The sequence below is a fragment of the Halorubellus amylolyticus genome (assembly GCF_034808145.1).
In the GTDB taxonomy this organism is placed as follows: Archaea; Halobacteriota; Halobacteria; order Halobacteriales; family Natrialbaceae; genus Halorubellus.
Map to the genome: position 1 here is coordinate 160,335 of NZ_JAXHGM010000007.1, position 25,791 is coordinate 186,125.

Consider the following 25,791-nt stretch of genomic DNA (forward strand, 5'->3'; position numbering starts at 1 on the left):
CTCTTGCCCGGGAGGTGCCTTCCTTCCAGTCAGCATGCCACTCTCCCGCGACGACGCGCTCGTCGTCCTCGCCGCCGGCGTCCTCTCGGTCGTCGGGAACGTCGCAGCGGTCGGGTTCGCGACGACCAGGCTCGTCCTCGGTCGCGTCGACGCCGTCGTCGTGAACGCGACGCCGTCCGCGCTCGTCACGTTCAGCATCCAGCAACTCGGGAGCGCCGGCAACCTCCTGCATCTCGCGCTCTCGGCGGCCGTCACCGTCGGCGCCTTCGCCGCGGTCGCACTCGGCGGACTCGCCGTCGCCAGGCGGACCGAGACGACCGCCGCGGGCGTCACCGCGACCGCTGGCGTCGCCGCCCTCGGCGCGTACGCCGCGACCGCGTCACCGCTCGCCGCCGTCGGCTCCGGCGTCGGCGCGAGCGTCCCCGTCGCGGTGGCGGTCGCGCGCTCGCCCGGGTCGACCGTCGACCTCGACCGACGCCGCACCATCGAGTTCGTCGGGAGCGTCTCCGCGCTCGCCGCCGTCGGGTCCGCGGCAGGCGTCCTCCGAACGCCCGAATCCGCCGCCGACGTCGGCGGGCGGGAACCCCGCGAGATGCTCGACGCCGCCGCCGCGGCCTCGTTCGACGTCGACGGCCTCGGCGGCCTGGTCTCCACGCGGCGCGCGCACTACGAGGTCGACATCAACGCCATCGACCCGTCACCCAGCGCCGGCACGCACACCCTCACCGTCACCGGCGCGGTCGACGCGGAACGCGAGTTCACGATGGCGCAACTCCGCGCGCTCCCCACCGAGAGCCGCTACAACACGCTCCGGTGCGTCGGCGACGACCTGAACGGCGAGAAGATAGACACCGCCGTCTGGACCGGCACGCCGACCGACGTCCTCCTCGAAGGGCTCGAACCGGAGGGCGACTGCGAGTGCGTGATGCTGCGCGCCGCCGACGGCTACCACGTCCAGTTCCCGCTCGACGCGCTCCGCGGCGGCCTGCTCGCGTACGGCATGAACGGGAAAGAGCTCCCGAAGGGCCACGGGTTCCCGGTTCGCGCGCTCGTCCCCGGACACTGGGGCGAGACGAACGTCAAGTGGCTCACGGAGATCGAGTTCCTCGACGAGGCCGCCGACGGCTACTGGGAGAAGCGAGGCTGGCAGGGGACCGGCCCGGTCGAGACGGTCGCGAAGATCCACGCGACGGAGCGCCACGGCGACGGCCGCGTCACCGTCGCCGGACCCGCGTACGCCGGGACCCGTGGCGTCGAGCGCGTCGAGGTCTCGACCGACGACGGCGACACCTGGCAGGACGCCGCCCTCACCGACCCCCTGCCCGGCGACGACGTCTGGCGACAGTGGCGGGCGACCGTCGAGCTCGACGAGCCGACGGAGGTCGTCGCGCGAGCCACCGACGGCACCGGCCGCCTCCAGCCCGCCGAGCAGTCCGGGTCCTACCCGAGCGGCGCGTCCGGGTGGGTCTCCACCGAGGTTCGACCGTGACGGCGTCACGGCGACGACCGCCCGATGCGACGGTGATTTAACCGATGTGTTCGATACGGAGAACAGACAGGTATGGAGAAGGCGCTCTGGTACCTCCTGGTCGGGACGCGGGGCGGCCAGAGCCGCGTGCAGATAATCCGCGCCATCGAGGACCGACCGCGGAACGCGAACCAGCTCTCGGAGGTCGTCGACCTGGACTACAACACCGTCCGCTATCACCTCGACACGCTCCTGGAGCACGACGTCGTCGAGAAGGGCGACGAGGACTACGGCGCGCTGTACTTCCTGACCGACCGGTTCGAGCACCACAGAGCGGACTTCGAGCGGATCACGGAGGAGATGGACTAATATGGCAATGAGCACCCTGCTGGTCGTCGCGAGCGCGTTCTCGGCGGTGAACGCCGTACTGCTTCTCACCCTCACCGCGGTGTGGGTGCGCAACTACCGGACGTTCCGGACGTCATTGACGGCCGGCCTCGTCGCGTTCGCCGCCGTCATGCTCCTCGAGAACGTCACCGCGCTGTACTTCTTCTTCTCCACGAACATGCTGTACAGCGGCGACACGGTCGTCCACCAGGCCGTCGCCGCGCTGCGGGGCCTCCAGTTCGTCGCACTCGTCTTCCTGACGTGGGTGACGCTGAAGTGACGCGAGTGCGTTCCCGCGGGCCGCTCTCGTTCGTCGGGTGGCCTGCGGGTTACCGACTCGGCATTAGTTTGATGATATCTCCGGTCGACACGTCTCACGAGGGGGTTGTCAATGGTTGACGGGGGGCCTGCAAGCGTCCTGCTACCGACCGTCAGGTGGACCGAAGCGTGCGAACAGATGGCCGCGCAACTCCGCCCGGACGACGAGCTCCTCGTCGTCTGCGACGGCCCCGATGACCCAGTCGCGGACCACGACCCGCCCGACGGCGTCGAGATACTCCAGGCGGGCGACCCCGAGGGGTGCTCCGGGAAAGCCAACGCCATCGCGTGCGGCCTCGAAGCGGCGTCGAACGACCGGTTCGTGTGGACGGACGCCGACTTCGAGCGCGAGGACGACTGGCTCGACCGACTCGTCCGGGCGGGACAGCGCCACGGGCCGGCGACGGCAGTCCCCATCTGGTACGGTGACGGCTTCTGGACGCTGCTGGAGGCCTGGACGCTCGTCTTCTCGTCGCTGCTCATCTACCTCGACGTCGGGAGCACCGGCAACATCGGCTGGGGCGGCGGGCTGACGTTCCGACGCGACGAACTCGACGTCTCCGTCGAGCAACTCGCCGCGGAACTCCGACAGGTGCTCAGCGACGACGGCCTCGTCTCCCAGCACCTCGCGGACATCCACCCGGTCCGCTCGATGGTGACGCCCGTCCGCGTCACCGGCGACCTCTCGACGTCTATCGCACGCGTGGTGCGGTTCAATCGCCTCACGCACGTCCACGAGGGCATGTACGGCGACCTCGCCGTCGCTCTCCTCGCCGTCTGCGCGGCCGTCGTCGCCCCACTGTACGTCGCCTTCGCCGTGACGGTGCTGACCGGCGCCGCGTACGCCGTCCTCCGGTTCCGCCGACCGACCTTCCTGCTCGCGTTCCCCGGCCTGTTCCTCGTCCCGCTCGCGATGCTCGCCGGAATCCTCGGCGTGGAGTTCGAATGGGCCGGACGCCGCTATCGGCTCGACGGCGAGTACGACGTCACCGTCGTCGACGACGCCGGCTGAACGACGACCATCACCGGCACCCCCGCCCGGACGGACTGAATCGCGGACCGACCGGTCGCGCCGGACCGAGTCACGAACTGACTCGAATCAACCAGTTCCTATTTAGGCTCCGTCCCGCAACTCCGTTCGAGAGCCGATAACATGACACGCGAGACAGACGACTCGCGCACCGTCCTGTTCGTCGTCGCCGACGCGGACACGCCGGTCGTCGACCACGTCGCGCGCGAGCTGGCGGTCCGCGTCCGCACCGAGGCCGGGTTCGAGGCGGCGCGAACCCGGCTCGCTGCCGGCGGCGTCGACTGTCTCGTCGTCCAGATCGACGCGCTCGCCGGCGACGCCGCCGGGTTCCTCGACGACGTCGACACCATCGCGCCGAGCTGCCCGGTCGTCGTCCTCACCGACGGCGAGACGACGGCGTCGGCCGACGTCCTCGACCGCGCGACGACGCTCGTCGAGACCCCCACCGACCCGGACAGCCTGGCGTTCCTCGGCGAGAAGATCCGGTCCGCGCTCGGGGACGGCCCCGCCGAACAGGACGAGCTCGGACTCTACCGGACGCTCGTCGAGACCGCGCGCGACGGCCTCTACCGGCTCGACGCGAACGGCGACGTCGCGTACGCCAACGAGTCGTTTGCGTCGATGCTCGGCTACGACCGCAGCGAGATACTCGGCACGCACGGGTCGACGGCGATGGCCGAGGACGAGCTCGAACGCGGCCAGCGCGTCATCCAGCGGGTGCTCGACGACGACGAACGCGAGAGCGAGATACTCGACATGGAGATGGTCCGCAAGGACGGCGAGCGCGTCATCGTCGCCGTCCACTTCGTCGTCCTCACGACCGACGACGGCGCGTACGACGGCGTCGTCGGCGTCGTCCGCGACGTCACCGACCGCCGCGAGCGCGAGCGCGAACTCCGACGGAAGAACGAACGCCTGGAGGCGTTCGCCTCGACGGTCAGCCACGACCTCCGGAACCCGCTGAACGTCGCGAACGGCCACCTCGCGCTCGCCCGCGAATCGTTCGAGAGCGAGAACCTGGCGGAGGTCGCGGACGCACTCGACCGGATGGACGCCCTCGTCGAGGACCTGCTCGCGCTCGCACGCGCCGGAGAACGCGTCAACGAGACCGAGCCGGTCGCGCTCGGACCGCTGGTCGACGCGTGCTGGTCGACCGTCGCGACCGGCGACGCGACGCTCGCGAACGAGACGACCGGGACGCTCCACGCCGACCCGTCGCGACTCCGACAGCTCCTCGAGAACCTCCTCCGGAACGCGATCGAGCACGCCTCTCCCTGCTCCCAGGCGGAACCCGGGAACGCAGTCGAACACGGCGAGATAGACGAGAACGACCGTGACGGCGTCCACGTCACCGTCGGTGCCCTCGACGACGGCCACGGGTTCTACGTCGCCGACGACGGCCCCGGCATCCCGCCCGAGGACCGCGACACCGTCTTCGAGTCCGGCGTCACGTCGAACGACGGCGGAACCGGATTCGGGCTCGCCATCGTCCAGGACATCGTGGACGCGCACGGCTGGACGGTCGACGTCGTCGAGAGCGACGCGGGCGGCGCGCGCTTCGAACTCCGCGTCCCCGACGCCGACTGACCGCCGGCAGCCCACGCACGCGACGGTCCCCTCAGATCGCGATGGGGACGACGTCGGTGAACAGGACGAGCGCGGCGAGTCCGCCCATGACGGCGAACGCCACCGCGAACACGCCGAGGTTCCAGTCCTTGACGGTCTTCCCGTCGAGCGGCCCGAACGGGATCATGTTGAAGCCCGCGAGGAAGGCGTTGATCCAGACGCCGAGGCTCGCCACGGCCCCCAGGATGCCGTCGGTGGGCGCGACGACGAAGAGCGCGAAGAAGACGCCCGCGAGGACGAGGTTCGTCACCGGGCCCGCGATGGCGATGAGGCCGTTCTGCTTCGGCGTGACGTTCCCACGGTGATAGACAGCGCCGGGTGCGGCGAACAGGAACCCGACCATCGCGGACAGTATCGCGAGCCCGAGCATCTGGTAGTCCGCGCGGAACTCCGCTATCTGCCCGAAGCGCTGTGCGACGACCTTGTGCGCGAGCTCGTGGAGGAGGAAGGCGACGCCCGCGGTGAGCGCGCACATCCCGAAGAGGGTCGCGACGACCACGACGTCCCCCGAGAACAGCGCGTTCCGGAACAGGAGGAGGACGAACGCGACCGAGAGCGCGATCCACGCGAGCCCGAGGTCGCGGAGCTCGGTACTGGAGGTCCTCACAGGCCGACGACCCCGCGGACGATGTCTATCCCGTTCTCCGCACCCGCCACGAGGAGGTCGAGGACGCCCTGGATGCCGCCGACCTCGGGCGCGAGCCACGGCAGGACGACGACCGGGAAGAGGACGCTCGCGACGAGACTCCCGATGTTCGCCGCCGCGACCACCATGATGAGGCGGAACAGCGGCACCGCGAAGAGGTTCCGGACGACGTCCATGAGCGGTGACTCCTGGTCGTCCAGGATGTCGTTGAGCTTCCCGATGTCCCCGACGTTCACGGGCGCCTTCCGGAGTTCGACGTAGCCCGCGAACCACCCGGGCGCGAGCAGCGGGTTGAGGCTCGTCATCCACGCGACCGCGCCGGCGACGCTCGCGCTCGACCAGTGCCCGCCCGCGAGCTTCGTGAGGACGAACGCGAACGTCCCGTTGAACAGGAACCACCCCGCGAACAGCCGCAGGAGGAACGCGTCCTCGGCGCCGCCGAGGACGAGCAGGGAGAAGAACGCGACGAACCCGAGCGTGATGAAGTACCCGAACAGCTTCGGGATGGAGAACCGCGACCCGGACTCCGTGCCGACGAGGTCGTCCATCGGCGGGAGGCGGTCGGGATGCTGGAGGTACTCCTCGATGCCAGCACGGTGCCCGGCGCCGACGACCGCGACGACGTCGTACCCCTTCTCGCGGAGCGCGACGAGGTTGTGCGCGATGAACGCGTCGCGCTCGTCGATGAGCGCGCTCGCGCCACCCGGGCTGAACTGCCGGAACTCCTCCATCATCACCGAGACGACGTCCGCGTCCGTCATCCGGTCGATGTCGAACTCCTCGACGTCCTCGTCGCTCCCGACCCCGAGCGCGTCGAAGACGACGCCGAGGGCGACGCCAACGCCGACACCGCCACCGACGCCGAGGAATCCGCCGGCGAGCAGGTTCCGGAGCGGTCCGGCGACGAACGTCCCGAGGTACTGGTCGAGGACGCCCGTCACCGCGACCATGGCGCCGACGCCGATTCCGACCGCGGCGGCGGCGACCAGGCTCGTCCACTCGTCGAGGTACCCGTCGGTCAGCGAGAGCGACGCGTACCCCGTCACGGCGGCGGCGAGGCCGCCCGAGGCGAGCGAGAGCAGGCCGGCGTCCGTGACGGCGCCCGCGAGCGGCAGCCCGAACCCGAGCAGGGGTGCGAGGAGCACGCCGAGGACGAGCCCGACGGTTACGCCGACGAGCCGCGGGTCCGCGGCGCCGAACGCGAGGCCGCTCGCCGTCTTGACCTTCTCGAAGAACGTCATCCGCTTCCAGAACCGCTGGATGGTCGTCTGGATGTCGCGGTCGACGAGCGCCACGCCGAGACCGCGTTCCTCGGCGGACTCGACCGCGGCGAGCATGTCCGCACCCGGTGCCGTGTCGAACCGGTCACCGAGCCGCGCCTGCACGTAACTCAGCATCCAGTACGCGATGAACTGGAAGACGGTGTTCCCCGACAGCAGGTCCGTCGGGTCGAGGTCGTCGGGCGTCTCCCCGCGGAACTGTCGATACCGGCCCTCGTCGAGTTCGACCGCGACGACGTCCGGGTGCCGGTCCTCGATGGTGCGTTCGACCTCGTCGACGGACTCCTGGGAGACGTGCGCCGTCCCGAGAACGTGCACGCTCCCCTCGCCGTCCGCAGGGTCCGGTGTCGTCGGCCCCGGCGTCGGCGGTGCCACGTCAGTCATCACTCCACGCTACCGGGTGCCCTCATAAACACGTGTCGGACCGTGCCAGCGACCCACGCACGCCCTGCTGGTGGTTCCCGACAGCCGGCCGCGCGTCTCGGCGCGCGAAGCCGGCAGCGTCCGCTCGCGGGGCTCGCCGCCGCGACCCGAACCGATACCACGCTGGTCGCCGTACGCTCACGCATGACACTCCCGAATGGCGTCCACGACCTCGCCGTCCCGTACGAGCGCGACGGCCACGAACTCGCACTCCACCCCGTCGCCGTCGAGACTGCTCGCGGACTCGTCCTCGTCGACGTCGGCCTCCCCGGTTCCGTCCCGAAGATACGCGAGGCGCTCGACGCCGCCGGGTTCGCGCTCGCCGAGGTCTCGACCGTCGTCCTCACGCACCACGACGGCGACCACGCCGGCGCACTCGCGGCACTCGACGCCGAAGCGGACGCGTTCGTCGCCGCACACGCCGACGAATCCCCCTACGTCGACGGCCGCGAGTTCCCGGTCAAGGCCGACCCCGACGGCGACCGGTATCCGCCCGCGGCCGTCGACCTGGAACTCGTCGGCGGCGAGACCCTGAACACGACCGTCGGCCCGATGCGCGTCGTGAACACGCCCGGGCACAGCCCCGGCCACGTCTCGCTGTACCTCCCCGACCACCGACTCCTGTTCGCGGGCGACGCGCTCGTCGCCGACCACGGCGACGACCGCCTCCACGGCCCGAAACCCCAGTACACGCCCGACCGGGAGCGCGCCCACGAATCCGTCGGGACGCTCGCCGACCTCGACGTCGCCCGCACGCTCTGCTATCACGGCGGGCTCGTCGACGACGGCACCGACCGCATCGCCGAACTCGCAGCACGACCGCTCGACGAGTGACAGCGGACGGGCGAACCGGCATCGAAGGGTTCGCCGACGCCGCGGCTACGCGAGTGGAGAACGGTTGAAGAAGCCGGGAGCCGCTTAGATGCGGCCGACCGATTCGACGCTGATGGACTCGACGCCCTCGACCTCGGTGAAGCCCTCCTCGACGGCTTCCGTGCCACCCGCGTCGTCGGGCACGATGACCGTCGGCAGGAGTGCGACGAGACCGAACGCGACGTCGTCACGCTCGACGCCGTTGATCTTCGCGCCCTCGGGGAGCGAATCCTCGAGGCGGTCCTGGAGGTCGTCCAGGTCGATCTCGGGGCTCTGCGGCATGACCTTGATCTTCGCGGCGACCTTCCCCATGGTTAGGGCCCCATGAACCCGCAGTCCGGGCACTCGTAGAGGTTGCTCTGTTTTCGGCACTTCGCGCATCGGAAGATGATCTGCCCGCAGTCGGGGCACTTGAAGCGCGCGGCGTTCGTGCCTGCGATGTTGAGGCCGCAGGAGACGCACCGGCGCTGCTCTGCTGATTGCGACTCGCTCATACAACACCCTGTGAGGCGTTTGGGTATAACGGTTGTCTTTCGAATCGACTCGTCGAGCATCCGGCGGCCGTCAGGCCGCCGGTTCTGGTAGGGGGGAGACTGTCGACTGTACGAGGGTTCGGTGGTGGGTCGGTGCGTGTTCAGCCGGTGAGGGCGATGGGGAGGGTGAGGACGCTCATGAGGTGGACGCGTTTGACGCCGAGGCGAACCGGTGCGAGGCCGATGACGGTGGCGATGGCGAACAGACAGCAGCCGACGACGCCGGCGAACGTCCAGGCGGCGAGCGCGAGGGCGGTGAGGGCGAGCGCGACCACGGTCCGCTGGTCGGCGTCGCCGACGACGGCGAGGTAGCGGTCGCCGACGGTGACGACGACGAGCGCGCCGACGACGCCGGCGACGACGACCGCTGCGACGAGGACGGGCAGGACGAGCGGCGCGCCGATCTCGTCGAACGCGACGAGCACGCCGGTTCGAGGGCTGTCGAACGCGACGAGCGCGAACACCGCGAAGATCGCGTTCGCGGTGTTGACGCCGGAGACGGTGGCGAGGTAGCCGCGGTCGCCGGCGTCGCCGGGGACGACCGCGAGCGCGAGGACGGCGGCGACGCCGCTGGAGACGCCGGGGAGGTACCCGACCGCGCCACCGCCCGCGGTGCCGGCGAGCGCGGCGCCGGCGAGCGCGACCGGCGACCCCCTGACGGCGGCGTCGCCCTGCGGCGGGACGCCGTCGCCGTCGAGCGCGTCCAGGAGCACTGGCGCACCGAACAACCCGCCGAAGATGGCGGCGAGCACGCTCTCGCCGAGCGGCCCGGAGACGTCGACGTCGAGCGCGAGCACGCCGAACCCACCAGCGACCGCCGCGACCACGACCGCCGCGCCGCGATGCCACCACGACCGCTCGGTCGCCGCGAGCGCGAGCGTCGCGACGACGAGCACGACCGCGAGATGCTCGTTCAGGACCGGGACGAGCACGCGCATCGCCGTCGTCACCGGCCACGCCGCGACGAGCGCGAGCGCACACGCTCCCAGACTCCCGAGCGCCGACACCCGGAGCGCCTCGCGCCCCCGGCCCTCCAGGACGAGTCGATGCCCCGGCAGCGCCGTCGCCGCCATCGCCGCGTCCGGCACCCCCAGCGAGATAGCGGGCACCACGTCCACGAACGAATGCGTCACCCCCGCGCCGAGCACCGCAACCCCGACCGCGAGCGGACTCCCCGGCACCGACGGCGCCACGCCCGCGAGCAGGAGCGCGAACGCGTTCGCGTGCACGCCCGGCGTCAACCCCGACACGCACCCGAGGCTCACGCCGACCGCCAGCCCGACGACGACGTCCACGCCCACCATCACCGACCGTGGCCGCGCCCCCACGGAAGAACCCACGCACCGCCATCCCCCTCACGCCGACTCGCCGCTCGCAGTACAGCGCCACCGCTCGCAGTACAGCACCATCGCTCGCAGCACAGCGCCACCGCTCACCGGCCGGCACGCGAAAGAAATGTCGGGAACTGGTCGAGCGCGCGTTCAGCCGAAGAGGTCGCCGAGGCCCTCGCCGCTGGCGTCCTCGTCCTCGTCGTCGTCGCTCGTGTCCGGGACGTCAGACGTCTCCTCGACGTCCTCGTCCTCGTCGTCGCCGCCTTCGTCGGCGGACTCGTCGCCACCTTCCGCGGCTGCGCCGCCCGCTGCGGCGCCACCGGCGGGAACCGCGGCCGCCTCGGCGACGGCCTCGTCGACGTCCACGTCCTCGAGCGCTGCGACGAGCGCCTTGACGCGGGATTCCTCCACGTCGACGCCGGCGGCCTCGAGCACGCCCGTGATGTTGTCTTCGTTGATCTCTTCGCCCGTCTCGTTCAGGATGAGTGCTGCGTAAACGTACTCCATTGTGAATTATCCGAACATGTTGCCGAGCGCGTCGCCACCGGCCTCCTCGTCGTCGTCATCGTCGTCGTCGGAGTCCTCGGCGTCCGCCTCGGTATCGTCTTCTTCAGTAGTCGATTCGTCCTCGCCCTCGTCGGGCACGTCCTCGGCGGCCGCTGTCGGCGCCTCCACGTCCTGGAGGTCCTCGGGGAGCGCCTCAGGGTCGTCGACCTGCGCCGCGAGCGCACGCACCTGCGCGTCCGCCTTCGCGACGAGGTCGTCCGCGAGGTCCGGGCTCTCGATAGCGGCCTGCAGGCCGACGGACTTCGCGTCGCCCGTCGCCTTCGCGAGCAGCGTCGACGCCGTCTGCGCGGTCGGATAGACCGCGTTGACGGAGAGGTTCCGCGCTCGCGCGGCAGCCGTCGCGACGTCGTCCGCGTACGCGTCGACGTCGATGTCCAGGTCCTCGGGGGCGAACATGACGCCCTCGGAGAACACGGCACGGAGGTCGAGACCGACCTCCTTCGGTTCGATACCGAGTTCCGAGAGGACGTTCGAGAGGTCGTCGGAGACCTCCTCGCCGGCCGAGAGGACCGTCGAGTCCTCCGTCACCTGAATCGAGCCTTCCATGATGCGCGCTTGCGCACCGACCTGCTGGAGCTCGCCGACGAACGGCCCGGGGTCGACGCCGGTGTCGCCCTCCGGGATGACGATGTCGTTCGGCGCGACCTCGCCCGCGTTGATCGGGGCGGGCGTCTTCGACGCTTCGAGCGTCTTGTAGAGCCCGAACGGGTTGTCGTTCGTCCCGATGAGACCGACCTGACCGGCGATGTGCTCGGTCAGGTCCTCGACGCCGTCGTCGACCTCTTCGAGCGCGCGCACCAGCAGCGTGTTGCGGCTGACGCGCAGTTCCGTGCTCGGCCAGAGGTCCGCGCGCATCGCCTGGAGCTGTCGGCTCGGGATGCCCGCGATGTTGACGACACCGACCGAGTCGTAGGACTCGATGGTCTCGACGAGGTCCGCGACCTCCTCTCGCTTCCACTCGGGGAGGTTCTCCGTCTTCCGTTCGGCCTCGGCGCTCATGCGGGCACCTCCACGCTCGGCCCCATCGTCGTCTTCACGAAGATGGAGTCGATGTTGAGCGGGCCCTTCTCGAGGTTCGCCTCGAGCCGACGGATGATGACGTCGATGTTGTCGCCGATGTCCTCGTCGTCCATGTCCTCCGCGCCGACGCGCGTGTGGAACGTCCGACGGTCACCGGAACGGAGCTGGACCGTGTTCTTCATGCGTTCGACGGTTTCGACGACGTCGTCGTCCGGACCGAGCGGGGTCGGCATCTTCCCGCGCGGACCGAGGATGGTCCCGAGGTAGCGACCGACGTCCTGCATCTTCGCCTCTTCGGCGATGAAGAAGTCGGTCTCTCCAGCGAGATCCTTCGCGGCGTCGTCGTCGTCTCCGAGGTCGGCCAGATCGTCGCCGTCGAGAACCTCGTCGGCGACGTCTTCGGCGCGGAGCCCCGTCTCGCCGTCCGCGATGACGACGATCCGAGTCTCTTGGCCTGTTCCGGCCGGCAATACCACTGACTCGTCGATACGCTTCGACGGGTCGTTGAGGTCGAGGTCGCGCAGGTTAATCGCGAGGTCCACCGTCTCCCGGAAGTTCCGGTCGGGTGCGTCCTCGAGTGCGCGAGAGACTGCATTCTCTATATCCTGGTCTGCCATCGTTCACCTCCGTAGTACGCGTAGTGCTCCTACGGGTCAGTGAAACAGGCGAAGCCTGTCTCGCTTGGAACGTGACCCAACGGACTCTTAAACCCGTCGAAGTGCTGGACCTACGGGAGAGCGCCGCAGGGGCTTGCGTGGTGCGCGTGCGAGCGAGTGCGGTGAATCGCCCAGTGCACTCATATGGGTGTCCATCGTGGGTCCGTTCAGATGCGACTCTCGACGACGCTCGTCGCGCTCCTGGTCGCGCTCTCTCTCGTCCTCGGAATCACGGTCTACGCGGGGTTCGCGCTCCATACGGACGACATCGTCCAGGGCGAGCGTGCGAGCGTGAACGGGACGGCGGCGACGGTCGCGCACAACCTCCACGCGCAACTCGAATCCAAGGAGCAGGTGGTGCGCGTTGGGTCGCGAGCGAGCGGTCTCGCCCGGCACGGGAGCGCCATCCAGATTGGAGCGCTGGACGAGTTCCTGGCGGCGTCGCGGCTCGACGGGGCGAGCGTCGTCGACGCGAACGGCACGGTGACGGCGTTCGCGTCGGAGGATACGAACGCGACGGAGCGCGAGCGCATCGTCGGCGGGGACCTGAGTCATCGACGGTACGTGCGGGTGGCGTTGAACGGGACGATGCACGTGAGCGACCCGTTCCGCGCGGATTCGGGGAACCTGATCGTCGTCATCAGTGCACCCATCCGCGACGGCACGGACGTCGTCGGAACGCTGAACGCCGCCATCCACCTCGAGGACCCCGAGGAGGACCAGCACGGCGTGTTCTCGGACATCAGTCACCTCGTCGACCCCGGGCAGACCGTGACGGTTCGGTCGCACGGCACGTCGCTCTACGCGGAGGACCCCCTCGACGGGCGGACGTTCCGCGCGACGGAACCGGTCCCGCAGACGGACTGGGTGGTCGTCGTCGAACACGACCGGTCGTCGGTCGCGAACCGCCTGCGGTCGGTGTCGCTCGTACAGGGGGTCGCGCTCCTCGTCGTGCTCTGTTCGGTCGGCGCGGTCGGGTACTGGACGTACCGGACGAACATCCGGCAGATCGCTGACCTCCGCGCCGGCCTGACCGCGCTCGAGAGCGGCGAGTACGACGTGGACGTGGCGCTCTCGGGGACCGAGGAGTGGGACGAGATCGGCGAGCGGTTCGACCGCGTCGGCGCGCGCCTCGAACAGCGCGAGAGCCAGCTCAGAGTCCTGAACCGCGTCCTCCGGCACAACGTCAGGAACGAGATGAACCTCGTGCTCGGGCACTCGCAGTCGCTTCGCGAGGACGACGCGGACGTGGACCTGCACGTCTCGGCTATCGAGGCCGCGGTTCAGGACACCCTCGAGATAAGCGACAACGCGCGGATGATAGAGGACCGCATCCGAGCGGTCACGGACCGGCGCGCCCCGGCTCCGCTCTCGTCGGTGGTCGCGGAAGCGACCGCGACCGCGGACGCGCCGTCGGCGGCGAACGTCACCGTCGACGTGCCGGACGGCGTCGTCCTCGCGGACGGGGACGCGGTCCGCACCGCGCTCGCCGAGATCGTCGAGAACGCCTGCATCCACAACGACCGGCCGCCCGCGGACCGCGACGTCGCCATCACCGCACGCGACGACGACGACCACGTCCGCATCACCGTCAGCGACAACGGACCCGGACTCCCCGACATCGAAAGCGACCTGCTCGCTGGCGGCCTCGACGCGTCGCCCGTCGATCACGGCGACGGCCTCGGACACTGGATCGCTCGCTGGCTCGTCGAACGCGCCGACGGCACCATCACGACGACGACGAACGGCGACGGGACCGTCGTCCACATCGACGTGCCGACGATCTACTCGGAGAACTGAGGCGCGGTCGCCACAATAAACACGGCGGTCGCTCGCGGTCGCCCCGGAACGAGTGAGAGAACCCTGAGAGTCAGGCGTCAACGAACGTGTCGTCGTACTCGCCCGCGTCGATGCGCTCCTTGAACTCGCGCGGATTCTCGCCTTCGATGGTCACGCCGAGGGACGTACACGTCCCGACGACCTCCTTGGCCGCCTGCTTGGCGTCGTACGCGAGCAGGTCGGTGAGCTTCTGTTCGGCGATCTGCTTGACCTGGTCGACGGTGAGGTCCGCGACGAACTCCTCGTGGGGTTCGCCGCTCCCGGTGTCGAACCCGGCCTCGTCCTTGATGAGCTCCGCGGTCGGGGGAACACCGACCTCGATGCTGAACGAGCCGTCGTCGTCGTAGTCGACGGTCACGGGGACTTCCGTCCCGTCGAACGCTTCCGTCTGTTCGTTTATCTCACTGACGACGGCCTGCACGTCCACGGGTGTGGGGCCGAGCTCGGGACCGAGCGGCGGGCCAGGGTCGGCCTGTCCACCCGGAACGAGGACTTCGATGGTTCCAGCCATACCCGATACGTGCCTCGGGCGAGTTTTAACCCTTACTTTTCTCGCGCGAGCCGCGAGCGGGTCTGCACTGCCCGTGGTTCGAACGTGACGGTCCCCGGCCGCGCTGGGGCGTGATATCGTTCCGCAACGGTAACGCTTACCCGCGGTCCGAGTGTACGAGAGAGTGTATGTCCAAGCAAGTTCATTCCGTCTCCGAGGAAGGGTTCAGTACGACGACCACAATCCGCGACTTCGAGCAGACGGTCGACGCGACGGGCGAGGACGCACCGGACACGCTCGAGACACTCCTCAGCACGTACGCGGCGTGCTTCGTTCCCGCGCTCCGCGTCGCCGCGGAGCAGCGCCAGGCCGGCGACCTCGGGCACGTCGAGATCGACGTGACCGGTGACCTGAACGAGGACGACAAGCTCGCCGCCATCAGCTTCGACGTCGCCGTGGAGGGCGACGTCGGCGACAAGGCGGAGGCGGTCGTCTCGCGAGCGGAGGAACTCTGTAAGGTCCACGACGCGCTGAAGACGGACCTCTACGCGGACATCTCGCTCGAAGGCGACGCGTTCTGAGACGCCCCGTCGCGCTCGCCGCGCCAGCGGTGGTGGTCGCGCGCGGTCACCGACGGACGACAGCCGCTTTCTCTTCGACCGGTCGCAGCGGAACGCTGATACGACGCGTGGGCGTACCCGGAGGTATGACCGAAGAGTGGACGAACCGCGTCGTCGGCGAGCGGATGGCGGTCGACCAGGAGTTCAACGACCGCGTCACTGGGTCGGAGTTCTCGAACCAGGAGTGGAGTCTCATCATGAGCGCCACGCAGTACACCATCGACGACCCGGAGTCCCCCGGGTCGGCGAGCATCGTCGTCGACCGCGACGAGACGAACCTCGAAGCCATCATGCCCGAGTTGGAGAACATCCAGGAGCAGATGGGTGCGCTCGGCGGGGCGGGCGGCGGGAAGAGCGACGTCGGCGGGCGTGGCGACGCTGGCGGGGGCTTCTTCGACGCCGTCATGCGCGCGCTCGGCATGGGTGATGACGGGTCGAGCGACGACGACCACGCCGCTCGCGCCGAAACCGCGCGCGAGCTCGCCGGCGAGTACGGTCGCGAGCTCCAGAGTCACCTCGAATCGAAGGGCCGCTGGGAGGAGGTGTGCGCCATCGCCGCCGCCGAGGACGGGGGCGGTGCCGAGACCGAGGGCGCTGACCGCTCCAGCGCGAACGACGAGCCCTCGGCCTAGTCGGTGTAGCAGGCGAGGGTCTGGCCGCGCTCCCACGGGTCGGGGTCGAGCGCGCCCGCAGGACCGCGGCCGTCGGCGGCGGCGCGGAAGACGCGCTCCGCGTCGAGGTAGTAGACGGTTCGCGTCGTTCCCTGCTCGCGGGTCGCGACGTCGCTCTCGTACACGTAGTGCTCGTAGCGGTATCGACGCCGGTAGACGACGCTCGCGCCGGGACTGGCGTAGGTTCGCCGGTCGATGGTCTCGATGGTGATGGGGCCCGTGGTCGTGGTTCCCGCGTCTCCGGTGTGGTCGCGGTAGGCGCGCTCGTACGCGTCCGCGTAGTCGATGACGTTCCCGACGTCGTCGATGGGGGGCGGTCCGGTGGGGTACGTCGAGCTGTTGGGTGCCGAGGACGGTTCGCCGACGTCGGGCCCCGGCCGGTTCGCGACGCTGCAGTCGCCGGGCGGTGGTCGAGTGCCGGCACAGCCCGCCGCGGCCGTGGTGAATCCGACGCCGACAGCCGCGAGCACCTGTCGGCGCGTTCGTGGCACTGCTAGCGAGTGACGTGACCGCGACAAGAGTCTTCGGGTGGGGTCGCGCTAGAGTTCGTCGAGGATGGCGGCGGCGACGTCCTCGGTGCCGGCGTCGCCGCCGAGGTCGGGCGTCCGCGGGCCGTCCTCGAGGACGGATTCGACGGCGTCGCGGACGCGTCCCCCTTCCTCGTCGTACCCGAGGTGCTCCAGGCACATCGCGGCGGAGAGCACGGTCGCGCTCGGGTTCGCGACGCCGTCGCCGGCGATGTCGGGCGCGCTCCCGTGCACGGGCTCGAACAGGCCGTTCTCGCGGCCGACGTTCGCGCTCGGGAGGAGGCCGAGGCCGCCGACGAGCCCCGCGGCGAGGTCCGAGAGGACGTCGCCGGCGAGGTTCGGACAGATGACGACGCCGTAGTCGGTCGGACGCTGGACGAGGTGCATCGCGAGGGCGTCCATCAGCGCCTCCTCGACGTCGCTCGCGTCGACCGCGGCGTGCTCGCGTGCGACGTCGCGGCAGCGCGCGAGGAATCGCCCGTCGGTCTCGCGCATCACGTTCGCCTTGTGCGCGACGGTGACGTCCTCGTAGCCGTTCTCGACGGCGTAGTCGAACCCGAACGCGGCGATGTCCCTGGATGCGTCGTCGGTGACGACGCGCGTGAGCGTCGACACGCCGTCGGTTATCTCGTCCTCAATGCCCGCGTAGACGCCTTCGGTGTTCTCGCGGACGAACACGAGGTCGGTCTCCGGCTGGAGGGCGTCGACGCCCGGGTACGCGCGCGCCGGGCGCACGTTCGCGAACGAGTCCACCGCCTCGCGGAGCGGGAGCACGACGTCGGCCGCGGTCTCGCCGGCGGCACCGAAGACGGTCGCGTCCGCGTCCGCGACCGTCTCGTAGGTCTCGTCGGGGAGCGGGTCGCCGGTCTCCGCGGCGACCGCGTCGCCGGCGTCGGCGTGCACGAACTCGAAGTCACCGACCGCGTCGAGGACGTCGACCGCGACGGGGACGACCTCCCGGCCGACGCCGTCGCCGGGGACGACCGCGATCCGTTCGGCGGTCACGCGTCCTCACCACGGCCAGCGTCGTTCCGGGCGCGTGCGTTCGCGACGACGTCGTCGGCGACGTACGGCAGGGTCGCGGCGGTGTCCGCGACCGCCTCCGCGTTCGCCTTCATCAACGCGGTCGTGTCCCAGACGCCCTCGACGAGCGCCTTCCGCTGGGCGTCGTCGACGGTCACGTCCACCGTCTCGTCGCCGTACGTCACGGTCTCCGCGGCGACGTCGACGTCGATGGCTCCCGTCGGGTTCGCGTCCGCCCAGTCCTGGATGGCTTCGACCGTCGCCTCGTCAGCGGTGACCGTCGGGATGCCGAGCGCGAGGCAGTTCCCCGCGAAGATCTCCGCGAAGCTCTCCCCGACGAGCGCGTCGATACCCCACCGCATCAGCGCCTGCGGAGCGTGCTCGCGCGAGGACCCACAGCCGAAGTTCTTGTTCGTCACCATCACGCTCGCGTCCCGGAACCGCTCCTCGTTCATCGGGTGCGGCTTCTCCTCGTCGTCGTCGGTGAACCGCTGGTCGAAGAACGCGAACTGGCCGAGGCCGTCGAACGTCACCACCTTCAGGAAGCGCGCGGGGATGATCTGGTCGGTGTCGACGTCGTTCCCTCGGACCGGGATGCCGGTCCCGGAGACATGCTCGACGACCTCAGCGGGCCCGTCGTCGTCCGCCCCGTCGTTCGGCGAACCGCCGTCGCTCGGTGGGCCGCCGTCGATGGGCGTCATACCTCGGTCACCTCCTCGGGGTCGACGCGGTCGACGTCGCGGATGTCCGTCACCTCGCCGTGGACGGCGGCGGCCGCGACCATCTGCGGGTTCATCAGGACGGTCTTGCCGTCCTTGCTCCCCATCCGGCCGACGAAGTTCCGGTTCGACGAGGACGCACACACCTCCGGGCCCTCCAGCTGGTCCTCGTTCATCCCGAGGCACATCGAGCAGCCGGCGTTGCGCCACTCGAACCCGGCGTCGCGGAACACGTCCGCGAGCCCCTCGTCCTCGGCGGCCTGCTGGACGCGCTGACTGCCGGGGACGACGAGCGCGCGCACGTCGTCGTGGACCTCGCGGCCCGCGACGACGCGCGCCGCCCGCCGCAGGTCCGGGAGCCGCGCGTTCGTGCACGACCCGAGGAACGCGACGTCCACCTGGTAGCCGGCCATGGTGTCGCCGGGCTCGACGCCCATGTGCTCCTGTGCACGCCGTGCGGTCTCGACCTTGTCCGCGGGCAGGGACTCGGGGTCGGGAATCGGTTCGTCGACGAACACGCCCTGGCCGGGGGTCGTCCCCCACGTCACCATCGGCGCGAGCGCGTCCCCGTCGATCTCGACGACGTCGTCGTACTCGGCGTCGTCGTCGCTCGCGACGGACTCCCAGTACGCCTTCAGGTCATCGAACGCGTCGCCCTCGGGGACGCGGTCGCGGCCCTCCAGGAACTCGTACGTCGTCTCGTCGGGGTTCACGTACCCGGCGCGAGCGCCGCCCTCGACGCTCATGTTGCAGATGCTCATCCGCCCTTCCATGCCGAGCGCGTCGACCGCCGAACCGCCGTACTCGTAGACGTACCCGACGCCGCCGTCGGTGCCGAGCTTGCGGATTATCTGGAGGATGACGTCCTTCGCCTCCACGCCGTCGCCGAGCTCGCCCGTGACCTCGATGCGGCGGACGTCCTGCTTCTCCATCGCGATACAGCCCGTCGCGAGCACGTCCCGGATCTGGCTGGTGCCGATGCCGAACGCGAGCGCGCCGAACGCGCCGTGCGTGCTCGTGTGCGAGTCCCCGCAGACGATCGTCTTCCCGGGCTGGGTGAGGCCCTGCTCGGGGCCGACGACGTGCACGATGCCCTGGTCGCCCGTGTCCGGATGCGAGAACTCGATGCCGGCGTCGCGGACGTTCGCCTCGAGCTCGGTCATCATCGTCTCCGCGGCGTCGTCGTCGAACGGTCGGGACTGGTCCGCGGTCGGCACGATGTGGTCGACCGTCGCGTGCGTCAACTCCGGATACGCGACCGCCATGTCGCGCTCCTCGAGCATCCCGAACGCCTGCGGGCTCGTCACCTCGTGCACGAGATGCAGCCCCACGAACAACTGGTCCTGCCCGGTCGGGAGCGTGTCCACTCGGTGACGCTCCCACACCTCGTCGTAGAGCGTGCCCTCGCTCATTCTTCGTCGACGACGTCGGCCGTGTCGCCGACGCGCTCGAACATGCGGTTCCCGTGGCCCCCGTCGGGCGCCTCGTGCGATACGTCCTTCATCGGTGTGGCGTCGTCGGACTCGGTGTCGCCGTCGTCGTCGAACGGCGCGTCCTCGTCACTGGCCTCGTCCACGTCGGTGCGCTCGTCGTCGACGGCGTCGCGTCGGCCGCCGTCGGCGACGATGGTGACGCCGTGCTCGAACACGGACCCCATCGACTCGTTCGTGTAGGGGTTGGTGTGGCTGACGGCTCGCATCGGGGTCGATTCGTCGTCGGTGTCTCGTCGGGTATCGGTCATTGTAGTGGTCGGTGGTGGGTCGGTCGGGTGTTCAGTCGTCCGCGGGCGCTGGCTCGGATTCGGCGTCGTCCTTCCACGAGAACAGCCCGCGGAGGTCCTCGCCGACGGCCTCGATCTCGTGGTTCTCCTCCGCTCGCTTGCGCTGCGTGTAGCTCGGCCGGCCGGCCTGGTTCTCCGCGATCCACTCGCGAGCGAACTCGCCGTTCTGGACCTCCTCGAGGACGGCCTCCATCTTCTCGCGGGCGTGGTCGTCGACGACGCGGTCGCCGCGCGTGAGTCCGCCGTACTCCGCGGTGTCGCTCACGGAGTGCCACATCCCGCCGAGCCCGTCCTCGTACATCAGGTCGACGATGAGCTTCAGTTCGTTCAGGCACTCGAAGTACGCCATCTCCGGGCTGTAGCCGGCGTCGACGAGCGTCTCGTAGCCCTGCTTGACGAGCGACGTGACGCCGCCACAGAGCACGGCCTGCTCGCCGAACAGGTCCGTCTCGGTCTCCTCCGCGAACGTCGTCTCGATGACGCCAGCTCGCGTGCACCCGATGCCCTTCGCGTACGCCAGCGCCTCCTGGGCGGCCTCGCCCGTCTCGTCCTGATAGACCGCGAGCAACCCGGGCGTGCCCTCGTCGCGCTCGTAGTTCCGCCGGACGATGTGACCGGGGGACTTCGGCGCGACGAGCGTCACGTCCACGCCCTCGGGCGGCTCTATCTGGTTGTAGTGCACGTTGAACCCATGCGCGAACTGGAGGGTGTCGCCCTCCTCGAGCGCCGGCTCGATAGCCTCGAACACCGCCGGCTGGACGGTGTCGGGGACGAGGACGCTCACCACGTCCGCTCGCTCGGCGGCCTCGCGCGGCGTCGCCACGTCCAGGCCGTCGTCCTCGGCGACCGGCCACGAGTCCGAGCTCTCGCGGAGCCCGACCACGACGTCGAACCCGCTCTCGTGGAGGTTCAACGCGTGGGCGTGCCCCTGGCTCCCGTACCCGAGTACCGCGACCGTCTTCGATTGGAGGTACGATTCGTCAGCGTCGTCGTCGTAGTACACCGTCGTACTGAAGTCGTCGTCTGTCATGCTTGCTCCGTGGTGGCGTCGTCCGTCGTTCGGTCTTTCGGTTCGTCCGTCCCGGCGGCTGCTCGTCCGGTCGGTTCGCCGCCGTCGGTCGCCGCCGCGGCCGCCTCCGTCCGCCCGGTCGTCCCCGTCGGCGGCGACCCGGCCGTACTGTCCGTCCCGCGCGCCTGCGCCGCCGTTCCGGTCCGCGTGATCTCGCGCACGCCGAACTGGCCGAGCGTGTCGATCGCGCCCTCGATCTTCTGTCTGGAGCCCGTGACCTCCACGGTCACCGTCTCCCGGGACGCGTCGACGGTCCGCGCGTCGTACATGTCCGCGACCGCCGCGACCTCGCTCGGGTCCGCGGCGTCGACCTTCACGATGGCGAGCTCGCGCCGGACCGCGTCCGGCTCCAGCTCCCGCACCGAGATGACCGGGACGAGCTTCCGCAGCTGCTTCTCGATCTGGTCGATTCCCGGGTCGGGCTCCTCGACGACGACCGTGATACGCGCACGGTCCGGGTCGTCCGTCGCACCGACGGTGAGGCTCTCGATGTTGAACTGCCGGCGACTGAAGAGGCTCGACACCTCCGAGAGCACGCCGGGTTCGTGCGCGACGAGCACGCTGATGACCGCGCGCCGCGGTTCGCGCTCCGCCTCGACCTCGGGGTCGACGCGGATTCCCTGCTTGTTCCGTCTGCCCTGCGGGCGCGGTCGCTCCTCGGGCGTCGGCCCGGCGAGCCCCTCGCGCTGGTGGTCGGCGCGCGCCATCGGCACCATGTCGTCGTGGTTCGTCGGCGTCGGCGTCGTCCCGTCGTCGCTCGCCGTCGCCGGGTCGGTCGGTTCCTCGTCCGCTGTCGTCTCGTCGTCGGTCATAACTGGTCCTCCTCCAGCGCGAACTGGCCGTTGTCCCCACCGCTGGGCACCATCGGGTAGACGTTCTCCGCCGGGTCGACGTGGAAGTCGACCACTGCGGGGCCGTCGTACGCGATGGACGCCTCGACGGCGTCCGCGACCTCGTCGTAGTCGTCGACCGCGATGCCCTTCGCCCCGAACGCCTCGGCGAGCTTCGCGAAGTCGGGACACCACCCGTACTCGCTGGCGGCGTGCCGACCGTCGAAGAACGCGTCCTGCCACTGGCGGACCATCCCGATGTACTCGTTGTTCAGGACCGCGACCGTGACGTCGAGGTTCTCGCGGACCGCGACCGCGAGCTCCTGCATCGTCATCAGGAACGACCCGTCGCCCTCGAACGCGACGACGGCGGCGTCCTCCTTGCCCTCCGCATCGGCGGCGATGCGCGCGCCGATCGCGGCCGGGAGCCCGTACCCCATCGTGCCGAGGCCGTGACTGCTCACCCACGTCCGCGGCTCGGTGTACGTCCAGTACTGCGCCGCCCACATCTGGTGCTGGCCGACGCCGGTCGTCACGATGGCGTCGTCGCCGGTCGCGGCGTCGTACGCCTCGACGACGAACTGCGGTTTGAGCGGTTCGTCAGTCGGCGCGGCGTACTCCATCGGGTACTCGGACTGCCACTGCTTGACGGTGGCGCGCCACTTCGTCGCCGCCGGCTCCTCGTCCATCGCCGCGTCCAACTGGGTGAGGACGGTCGCCGCGTCCCCGACGAGCGGGTGGTCGGCCTCGACGTTCTTGCTGATCTCCGCCGGGTCGATGTCGACGTGGACGACCTCCGCGTCGGGCGCGAACGTCTCGATACCGCCAGTGAGTCGGTCGTCGAACCGACAGCCGACCGCGACCAGGCAGTCGGTGTGGGTGAGCGCCATGTTCGCGTATCCCGTTCCGTGCATGCCGCCCATCTCCAGGCTCAGCTCGTGGTCCTCGGGGAACGACCCGAGCGCCGGCATCGTCGTCACGACCGGGATCTCGTACTCGGTCGCGAACGCTCGCGCCTCCTCGGTCGCGTCGCCCTTGATGACGCCACCGCCGACGAGGAGCACGGGCTCGTTCGAGTCCTCGATTGTTCGCGCGGCGTCCTGCACCGCGTCCGCGGGCGCGCGCTCCTGAACGTGGTACGTGTCCGGGGGCGTCGCCGGCCCCGGCTCCTGGTCGGTGTCGCCCTGCGTGACGTCCTTCGGCAGGTCGACGAGCGTCGGCCCGGGCCGACCGGTGCTCGCGAGCGCGAACGCCTCGCCGACGTCGTCGCCGACGCGGTCCGAGCTCGCCGCGAACGTGTTGTCCTTCGTGATCGGCGCCGTGACGCCGGTCGTGTCCGTCTCCTGGAACGCGTCGTTCCCGACGAACTCCGTCGGCACCTGCCCCGTGAGCGCGACCATCGGGTCGCTGTCCATGTTCGCGTCCGCGATGCCGGTGACGAGGTTCGTCGCCCCCGGCCCCGAGGTCGCGAGGCAGACGCCGGGCGTCCCGGCGACGATCCCGTACGCGTCCGCGGCGTGCGCCGCGGCCTGCTCGTGCGCCATCATGTAGTGCGTCATCTCGGAGTCGAACACGGCGTCGTACACGGGCATGATGGCGCCGCCCTGCACGCCGAAGCAGTGCTCGACGCCGGCGTTCTCGAGCGACCGGACGACCGACTGCGCACCGGTCGTCACCGGCGTCTGCCCCGGCGCGTCCGCGTCCGCGCTCGAACCGGTGGTCGCGTCAGCGTCCTCCTCGGTAGGCGGAGTCGAGTCGTCGTCGGTCGCGGGCTCGGCGTCCGCCTCGGCCGCGGCCCGTGCGCGTTCACTCACGCGCACCACCTCGGGGGACGTGCTGTCGGCGCCGACCGGTCGCTGGCGGGGTCGGACTCCGTGGTGGCTGTCGGCTGTCGGTACGTCGCTGGCTGCGTGTGTCGTGCGTGTGTGGTGTGTGCTGCGGGCATCTGTCGTCGTGCTGTCGAACGGACTCGGTGGTGGTGGTCGAACGGTACGCGGGGTCGAAGGAGAGGGATGATAGGGGCGCTTACGCCCCTACAATACCGATGGTCCGTACGACGGCACCGTCGCTCCCGGCGAGGAGCGCGCTCGCGGTCGCGACGGTCGACTGCATGTACCTCCCGCTGAAGGCGAGCGGCCGTATAGGTCTTGCGGGCCGTGCAATCGTTACCGACGCGCGCTCGCGGTCGACGACCGCCCGCCGCCCCGACGCTCGCTGGCCGAGTCGTGGAACGGCCGCCGAACCGGTGGCTCGCGGGGGGTGCTGTCGGACGGACCGAGGCCCTCACGCGCGGACCTCCTCGTGGTCCTCCCTGGCGACGCCGACCTCGTGCGCGAACGCCTCGACGTCCTGCATCGTCACGCGCTCGTCGTCGGCGCCCTTGTCCTTCACGCGCCGCGTCACGGCGCGTACCTCCTCGTCGGTCGGCTCGAACCCGGCGTCGGTCAGGCGCTCGCGGACGCTGTGCGCGCCCGTGTGCTTGCCCATCACGAGCTCGCGGGTGGCGCCGACCATCGCGGGCGTCATCACGCCCGGCTCGAACGTGTCCGAGTTCTCGATGACGCCGGCGGCGTGGATGCCGGACTCGTGACTGAACGCGTTCGCGCCGGTCACCGGCTTGTTCCCCGGGACGTCCATCCCGGACTTCGCCTCCACGAGCTTCGACAGCGTCGTGATCTGCGTGGTGTCGATACCGGTGTCGGTCTGGTAGAGCGACTCGACCGCCATGACGTACTCCTCGTAGGCGGCGTTCCCGGCGCGCTCGCCGATGGAGTTCACCGACACCTGCGCCTGGTCGGCGCCCGCCTCGATGCCGGCGAGCGCGTTCGCGGTCGCCAGCCCGAAGTCGTCGTGCGTGTGCACGTCGATGTTCGCGGTCGTGTGGGCGTCCACCACCTCGATGAGGTCACCGAACCGGGTCGGGGTCGCGACCCCGCACGTGTCGGGGACGTTGATCCAGTCGACGCCGGCGTCGGTGACGGCCTCGACCATCTCGACGAGGTAGTCCTCGTCGGTGCGCGTCGCGTCCATCGGGGAGAACATCACGGTCGTCCCGGACTCGGCGACGCGCTCCACGGCCTCGACGGACCGGCGCTTGACGTCTTCGCGCGTCGAGTGCATGGAGTCCTCTATCTGGACGTCGCTCGTGCTCGCGAACACGTGGACCATGTCCACGCCGGCGTCCAGTGCGGCCTCGACGTCCTTGTCCACGACGCGCGCCAGCCCGCACGTCGTCGCGGACGTGCTCTCGGCGACGTCGCGGACGGCTTCGAACTCCGCGTCGGAGTTCACGGGGAACCCGGCCTCGATGACGTGGGTGCCCATGTCGTCGAGCGCCGCTGCTATCTCTCGCTTGTCTTCGTAGCTGAATGAAGTGCGCGGACTCTGTTCACCGTCGCGCAGCGTCGTGTCGAAGACGCGCGCGGCGTCGATCTCAGTCGTAGCGTCCAAAGTGCCCTTGAAGAACTCGATCGCCCTGACTGGTGTCAGAGCGGGACGTGTCGTTGGATGACATCGTACTCGCTCCCAGGGGGAAGGTGGTATTAAAGCGTTCCGCCCAGACAGTTCTTGCCGGCCTCCTCCCGTGGCCGACCATGGTCGACCCGTACAGAAACGCAAGACGGCGGCGTGTGAATACACCTTAAACATCCTTGGTCGCTACCGTGTGGTATGGTCTCGAACCGCGTTTGAACTATCGTGACGTACTTTCTCACGCATCCAGCGCGTGGCAACGAACCGCACTCGAGTTCGCGCGCGCCATCGACGGCCGCACTCGGGCTCGCCGACGCTCCCCGAGCTCGCGCCACGTCATCACCGACCGAAGGTTGTGATGCCCGGGACGAACGCGACGACCGCGACGGCCGCACCCGGGTTTACGCGAAACGTAAACCCGGCGTTCGCTGGGTTCCGGACGTATCCTCGTCCCGACCGGTTCGTCGTCCGCTTCCCGGGTGGCGTCCGCGCCCGTGCTGCGGGACGACGTGTGTCTGGTCGCGTTCAGATTAGCTGATTCCATGCGAAGGCGAATGATTTTAGCCACTCGTCAGCCGTTTCTGCCTTGGCGTG

General features: G+C 69.9%; 27 protein-coding genes and 1 pseudogene. 9 read left to right on the forward strand and 19 right to left on the reverse strand.

The features are described from left to right. Positions 1-34: 34 nt before the first annotated feature. From SM754_RS15735 to SM754_RS15755, 5 genes are all read left to right on the forward strand, one after another. Positions 35-1,489, forward strand: a complete 1,455-nt coding sequence (locus SM754_RS15735; protein ID WP_323677197.1) for a molybdopterin-dependent oxidoreductase — start codon at positions 35-37, stop codon at positions 1,487-1,489. 72 nt (positions 1,490-1,561) lie between these two features. Next, the gene (locus SM754_RS15740; RefSeq protein WP_323677198.1) at positions 1,562-1,837 is read left to right on the forward strand and encodes a winged helix-turn-helix domain-containing protein; all 276 of its coding nucleotides are present in this window, start codon (positions 1,562-1,564) and stop codon (positions 1,835-1,837) included. Position 1,838: 1 nt separating this feature from the next. Further along, positions 1,839-2,135, forward strand: coding sequence for a DUF8036 family membrane protein (locus tag SM754_RS15745; RefSeq protein ID WP_323677199.1), 297 nt, complete (start codon positions 1,839-1,841; stop codon positions 2,133-2,135). Between the two features lie 111 nt (positions 2,136-2,246). Continuing rightward, positions 2,247-3,185, forward strand: a complete 939-nt coding sequence (locus SM754_RS15750; RefSeq protein WP_323677200.1) for a glycosyltransferase — start codon at positions 2,247-2,249, stop codon at positions 3,183-3,185. Between the two features lie 141 nt (positions 3,186-3,326). Then, a complete protein-coding gene (locus SM754_RS15755) occupies positions 3,327-4,790 on the forward strand; it encodes a hybrid sensor histidine kinase/response regulator (RefSeq protein ID WP_323677201.1) in 1,464 nt (487 codons plus the stop codon). A gap of 31 nt (positions 4,791-4,821) precedes the next feature. Here the strand turns inward: SM754_RS15755 and SM754_RS15760 are convergent, their stop codons facing one another. Further along, on the reverse strand, positions 4,822-5,436 hold the full coding sequence (locus SM754_RS15760; protein ID WP_323677202.1) for a zinc metalloprotease: 615 nt from the start codon (positions 5,434-5,436) through the stop codon (positions 4,822-4,824). Then, entirely contained in the window at positions 5,433-7,139 is a 1,707-nt protein-coding gene (locus SM754_RS15765) for a TraB/GumN family protein (RefSeq protein WP_323677203.1), read from the reverse strand. Before SM754_RS15765 ends, SM754_RS15760 begins: the two co-directional genes overlap by 4 nt. A 183-nt stretch (positions 7,140-7,322) precedes the next feature. Between SM754_RS15765 and SM754_RS15770 the strand changes: the two genes are divergently transcribed. After that, positions 7,323-8,012: an MBL fold metallo-hydrolase gene (locus SM754_RS15770; protein WP_323677204.1), complete on the forward strand. Its 690-nt coding sequence runs from the start codon at positions 7,323-7,325 to the stop codon at positions 8,010-8,012. Positions 8,013-8,096: 84 nt separating this feature from the next. Here SM754_RS15770 and SM754_RS15775 read toward each other — a convergent pair whose 3' ends face one another. From SM754_RS15775 to SM754_RS15800, 6 genes are all read right to left on the reverse strand, one after another. Continuing rightward, positions 8,097-8,363: an elongation factor 1-beta gene (locus SM754_RS15775; RefSeq protein ID WP_323677205.1), complete on the reverse strand. Its 267-nt coding sequence runs from the start codon at positions 8,361-8,363 to the stop codon at positions 8,097-8,099. A gap of 2 nt (positions 8,364-8,365) precedes the next feature. Then, positions 8,366-8,545, reverse strand: a complete 180-nt coding sequence (locus SM754_RS15780; RefSeq protein WP_323192884.1) for an HVO_2753 family zinc finger protein — start codon at positions 8,543-8,545, stop codon at positions 8,366-8,368. Between the two features lie 140 nt (positions 8,546-8,685). After that, positions 8,686-9,888 (reverse strand): tripartite tricarboxylate transporter permease, encoded by a 1,203-nt coding sequence (locus SM754_RS15785; RefSeq protein WP_323677206.1) that lies wholly within the window; start codon positions 9,886-9,888, stop codon positions 8,686-8,688. A 177-nt stretch (positions 9,889-10,065) separates the two neighbouring features. Further along, positions 10,066-10,422: a 50S ribosomal protein P1 gene (gene rpl12p, locus SM754_RS15790; RefSeq protein WP_323677207.1), complete on the reverse strand. Its 357-nt coding sequence runs from the start codon at positions 10,420-10,422 to the stop codon at positions 10,066-10,068. Between the two features lie 6 nt (positions 10,423-10,428). After that, positions 10,429-11,481 (reverse strand): 50S ribosomal protein L10, encoded by a 1,053-nt coding sequence (locus SM754_RS15795; RefSeq protein WP_323677208.1) that lies wholly within the window; start codon positions 11,479-11,481, stop codon positions 10,429-10,431. Further along, complete coding sequence (locus SM754_RS15800) at positions 11,478-12,119, reverse strand: 50S ribosomal protein L1 (protein ID WP_323677209.1); 642 nt, start codon at positions 12,117-12,119, stop codon at positions 11,478-11,480. The genes SM754_RS15795 and SM754_RS15800 overlap by 4 nt, the downstream gene beginning before the upstream one ends. Positions 12,120-12,329: 210 nt before the next feature. On the opposite strand from SM754_RS15800, the gene SM754_RS15805 reads away from it, so the two are divergent. Continuing rightward, positions 12,330-13,958, forward strand: a complete 1,629-nt coding sequence (locus tag SM754_RS15805; RefSeq protein ID WP_323677210.1) for a sensor histidine kinase — start codon at positions 12,330-12,332, stop codon at positions 13,956-13,958. Positions 13,959-14,028: 70 nt separating this feature from the next. Here SM754_RS15805 and SM754_RS15810 read toward each other — a convergent pair whose 3' ends face one another. Beyond that, complete coding sequence (locus tag SM754_RS15810; protein WP_323677211.1) at positions 14,029-14,508, reverse strand: 50S ribosomal protein L11; 480 nt, start codon at positions 14,506-14,508, stop codon at positions 14,029-14,031. A gap of 167 nt (positions 14,509-14,675) precedes the next feature. Here SM754_RS15810 and SM754_RS15815 point away from each other — a divergent pair, with 167 nt between their 5' ends. Continuing rightward, on the forward strand, positions 14,676-15,068 hold the full coding sequence (locus SM754_RS15815; protein WP_323677212.1) for an OsmC family protein: 393 nt from the start codon (positions 14,676-14,678) through the stop codon (positions 15,066-15,068). Between the two features lie 125 nt (positions 15,069-15,193). After that, entirely contained in the window at positions 15,194-15,739 is a 546-nt protein-coding gene (locus SM754_RS15820; protein WP_323677213.1) for a DUF5799 family protein, read from the forward strand. Here SM754_RS15820 and SM754_RS15825 read toward each other — a convergent pair. The 10 genes and pseudogenes from SM754_RS15825 to SM754_RS20560 form a co-directional block, all read right to left on the reverse strand. Beyond that, positions 15,736-16,269, reverse strand: coding sequence for a hypothetical protein (locus SM754_RS15825; RefSeq protein WP_323677214.1), 534 nt, complete (start codon positions 16,267-16,269; stop codon positions 15,736-15,738). The two genes, SM754_RS15820 and SM754_RS15825, sit on opposite strands and share 4 nt — an antisense overlap. A 48-nt stretch (positions 16,270-16,317) precedes the next feature. Then, complete coding sequence (locus SM754_RS15830; protein ID WP_323677215.1) at positions 16,318-17,310, reverse strand: isocitrate/isopropylmalate family dehydrogenase; 993 nt, start codon at positions 17,308-17,310, stop codon at positions 16,318-16,320. Continuing rightward, positions 17,307-18,029 (reverse strand): 3-isopropylmalate dehydratase small subunit, encoded by a 723-nt coding sequence (gene leuD, locus SM754_RS15835; RefSeq protein ID WP_323677216.1) that lies wholly within the window; start codon positions 18,027-18,029, stop codon positions 17,307-17,309. Before leuD ends, SM754_RS15830 begins: the two co-directional genes overlap by 4 nt. Then, entirely contained in the window at positions 18,026-19,459 is a 1,434-nt protein-coding gene (leuC, locus tag SM754_RS15840; RefSeq protein ID WP_323677217.1) for a 3-isopropylmalate dehydratase large subunit, read from the reverse strand. The genes leuD and leuC overlap by 4 nt, the downstream gene beginning before the upstream one ends. Further along, positions 19,456-19,788, reverse strand: a complete 333-nt coding sequence (locus tag SM754_RS15845; protein WP_323677218.1) for a DUF7989 family protein — start codon at positions 19,786-19,788, stop codon at positions 19,456-19,458. The genes leuC and SM754_RS15845 overlap by 4 nt, the downstream gene beginning before the upstream one ends. Positions 19,789-19,819: 31 nt before the next feature. After that, complete coding sequence (gene ilvC / locus SM754_RS15850; protein WP_323677219.1) at positions 19,820-20,857, reverse strand: ketol-acid reductoisomerase; 1,038 nt, start codon at positions 20,855-20,857, stop codon at positions 19,820-19,822. Then, complete coding sequence (ilvN, locus tag SM754_RS15855) at positions 20,854-21,603, reverse strand: acetolactate synthase small subunit (protein ID WP_501993806.1); 750 nt, start codon at positions 21,601-21,603, stop codon at positions 20,854-20,856. Before ilvN ends, ilvC begins: the two co-directional genes overlap by 4 nt. Positions 21,604-21,704: 101 nt before the next feature. After that, positions 21,705-23,540 (reverse strand): biosynthetic-type acetolactate synthase large subunit, encoded by a 1,836-nt coding sequence (ilvB, locus tag SM754_RS15860; protein ID WP_323677220.1) that lies wholly within the window; start codon positions 23,538-23,540, stop codon positions 21,705-21,707. Between the two features lie 469 nt (positions 23,541-24,009). Then, a complete protein-coding gene (locus SM754_RS15865; RefSeq protein WP_323677225.1) occupies positions 24,010-25,215 on the reverse strand; it encodes a LeuA family protein in 1,206 nt (401 codons plus the stop codon). Positions 25,216-25,722: 507 nt separating this feature from the next. After that, positions 25,723-25,791 (reverse strand): annotated as a pseudogene (locus SM754_RS20560) (IS6 family transposase); the annotation flags it as partial.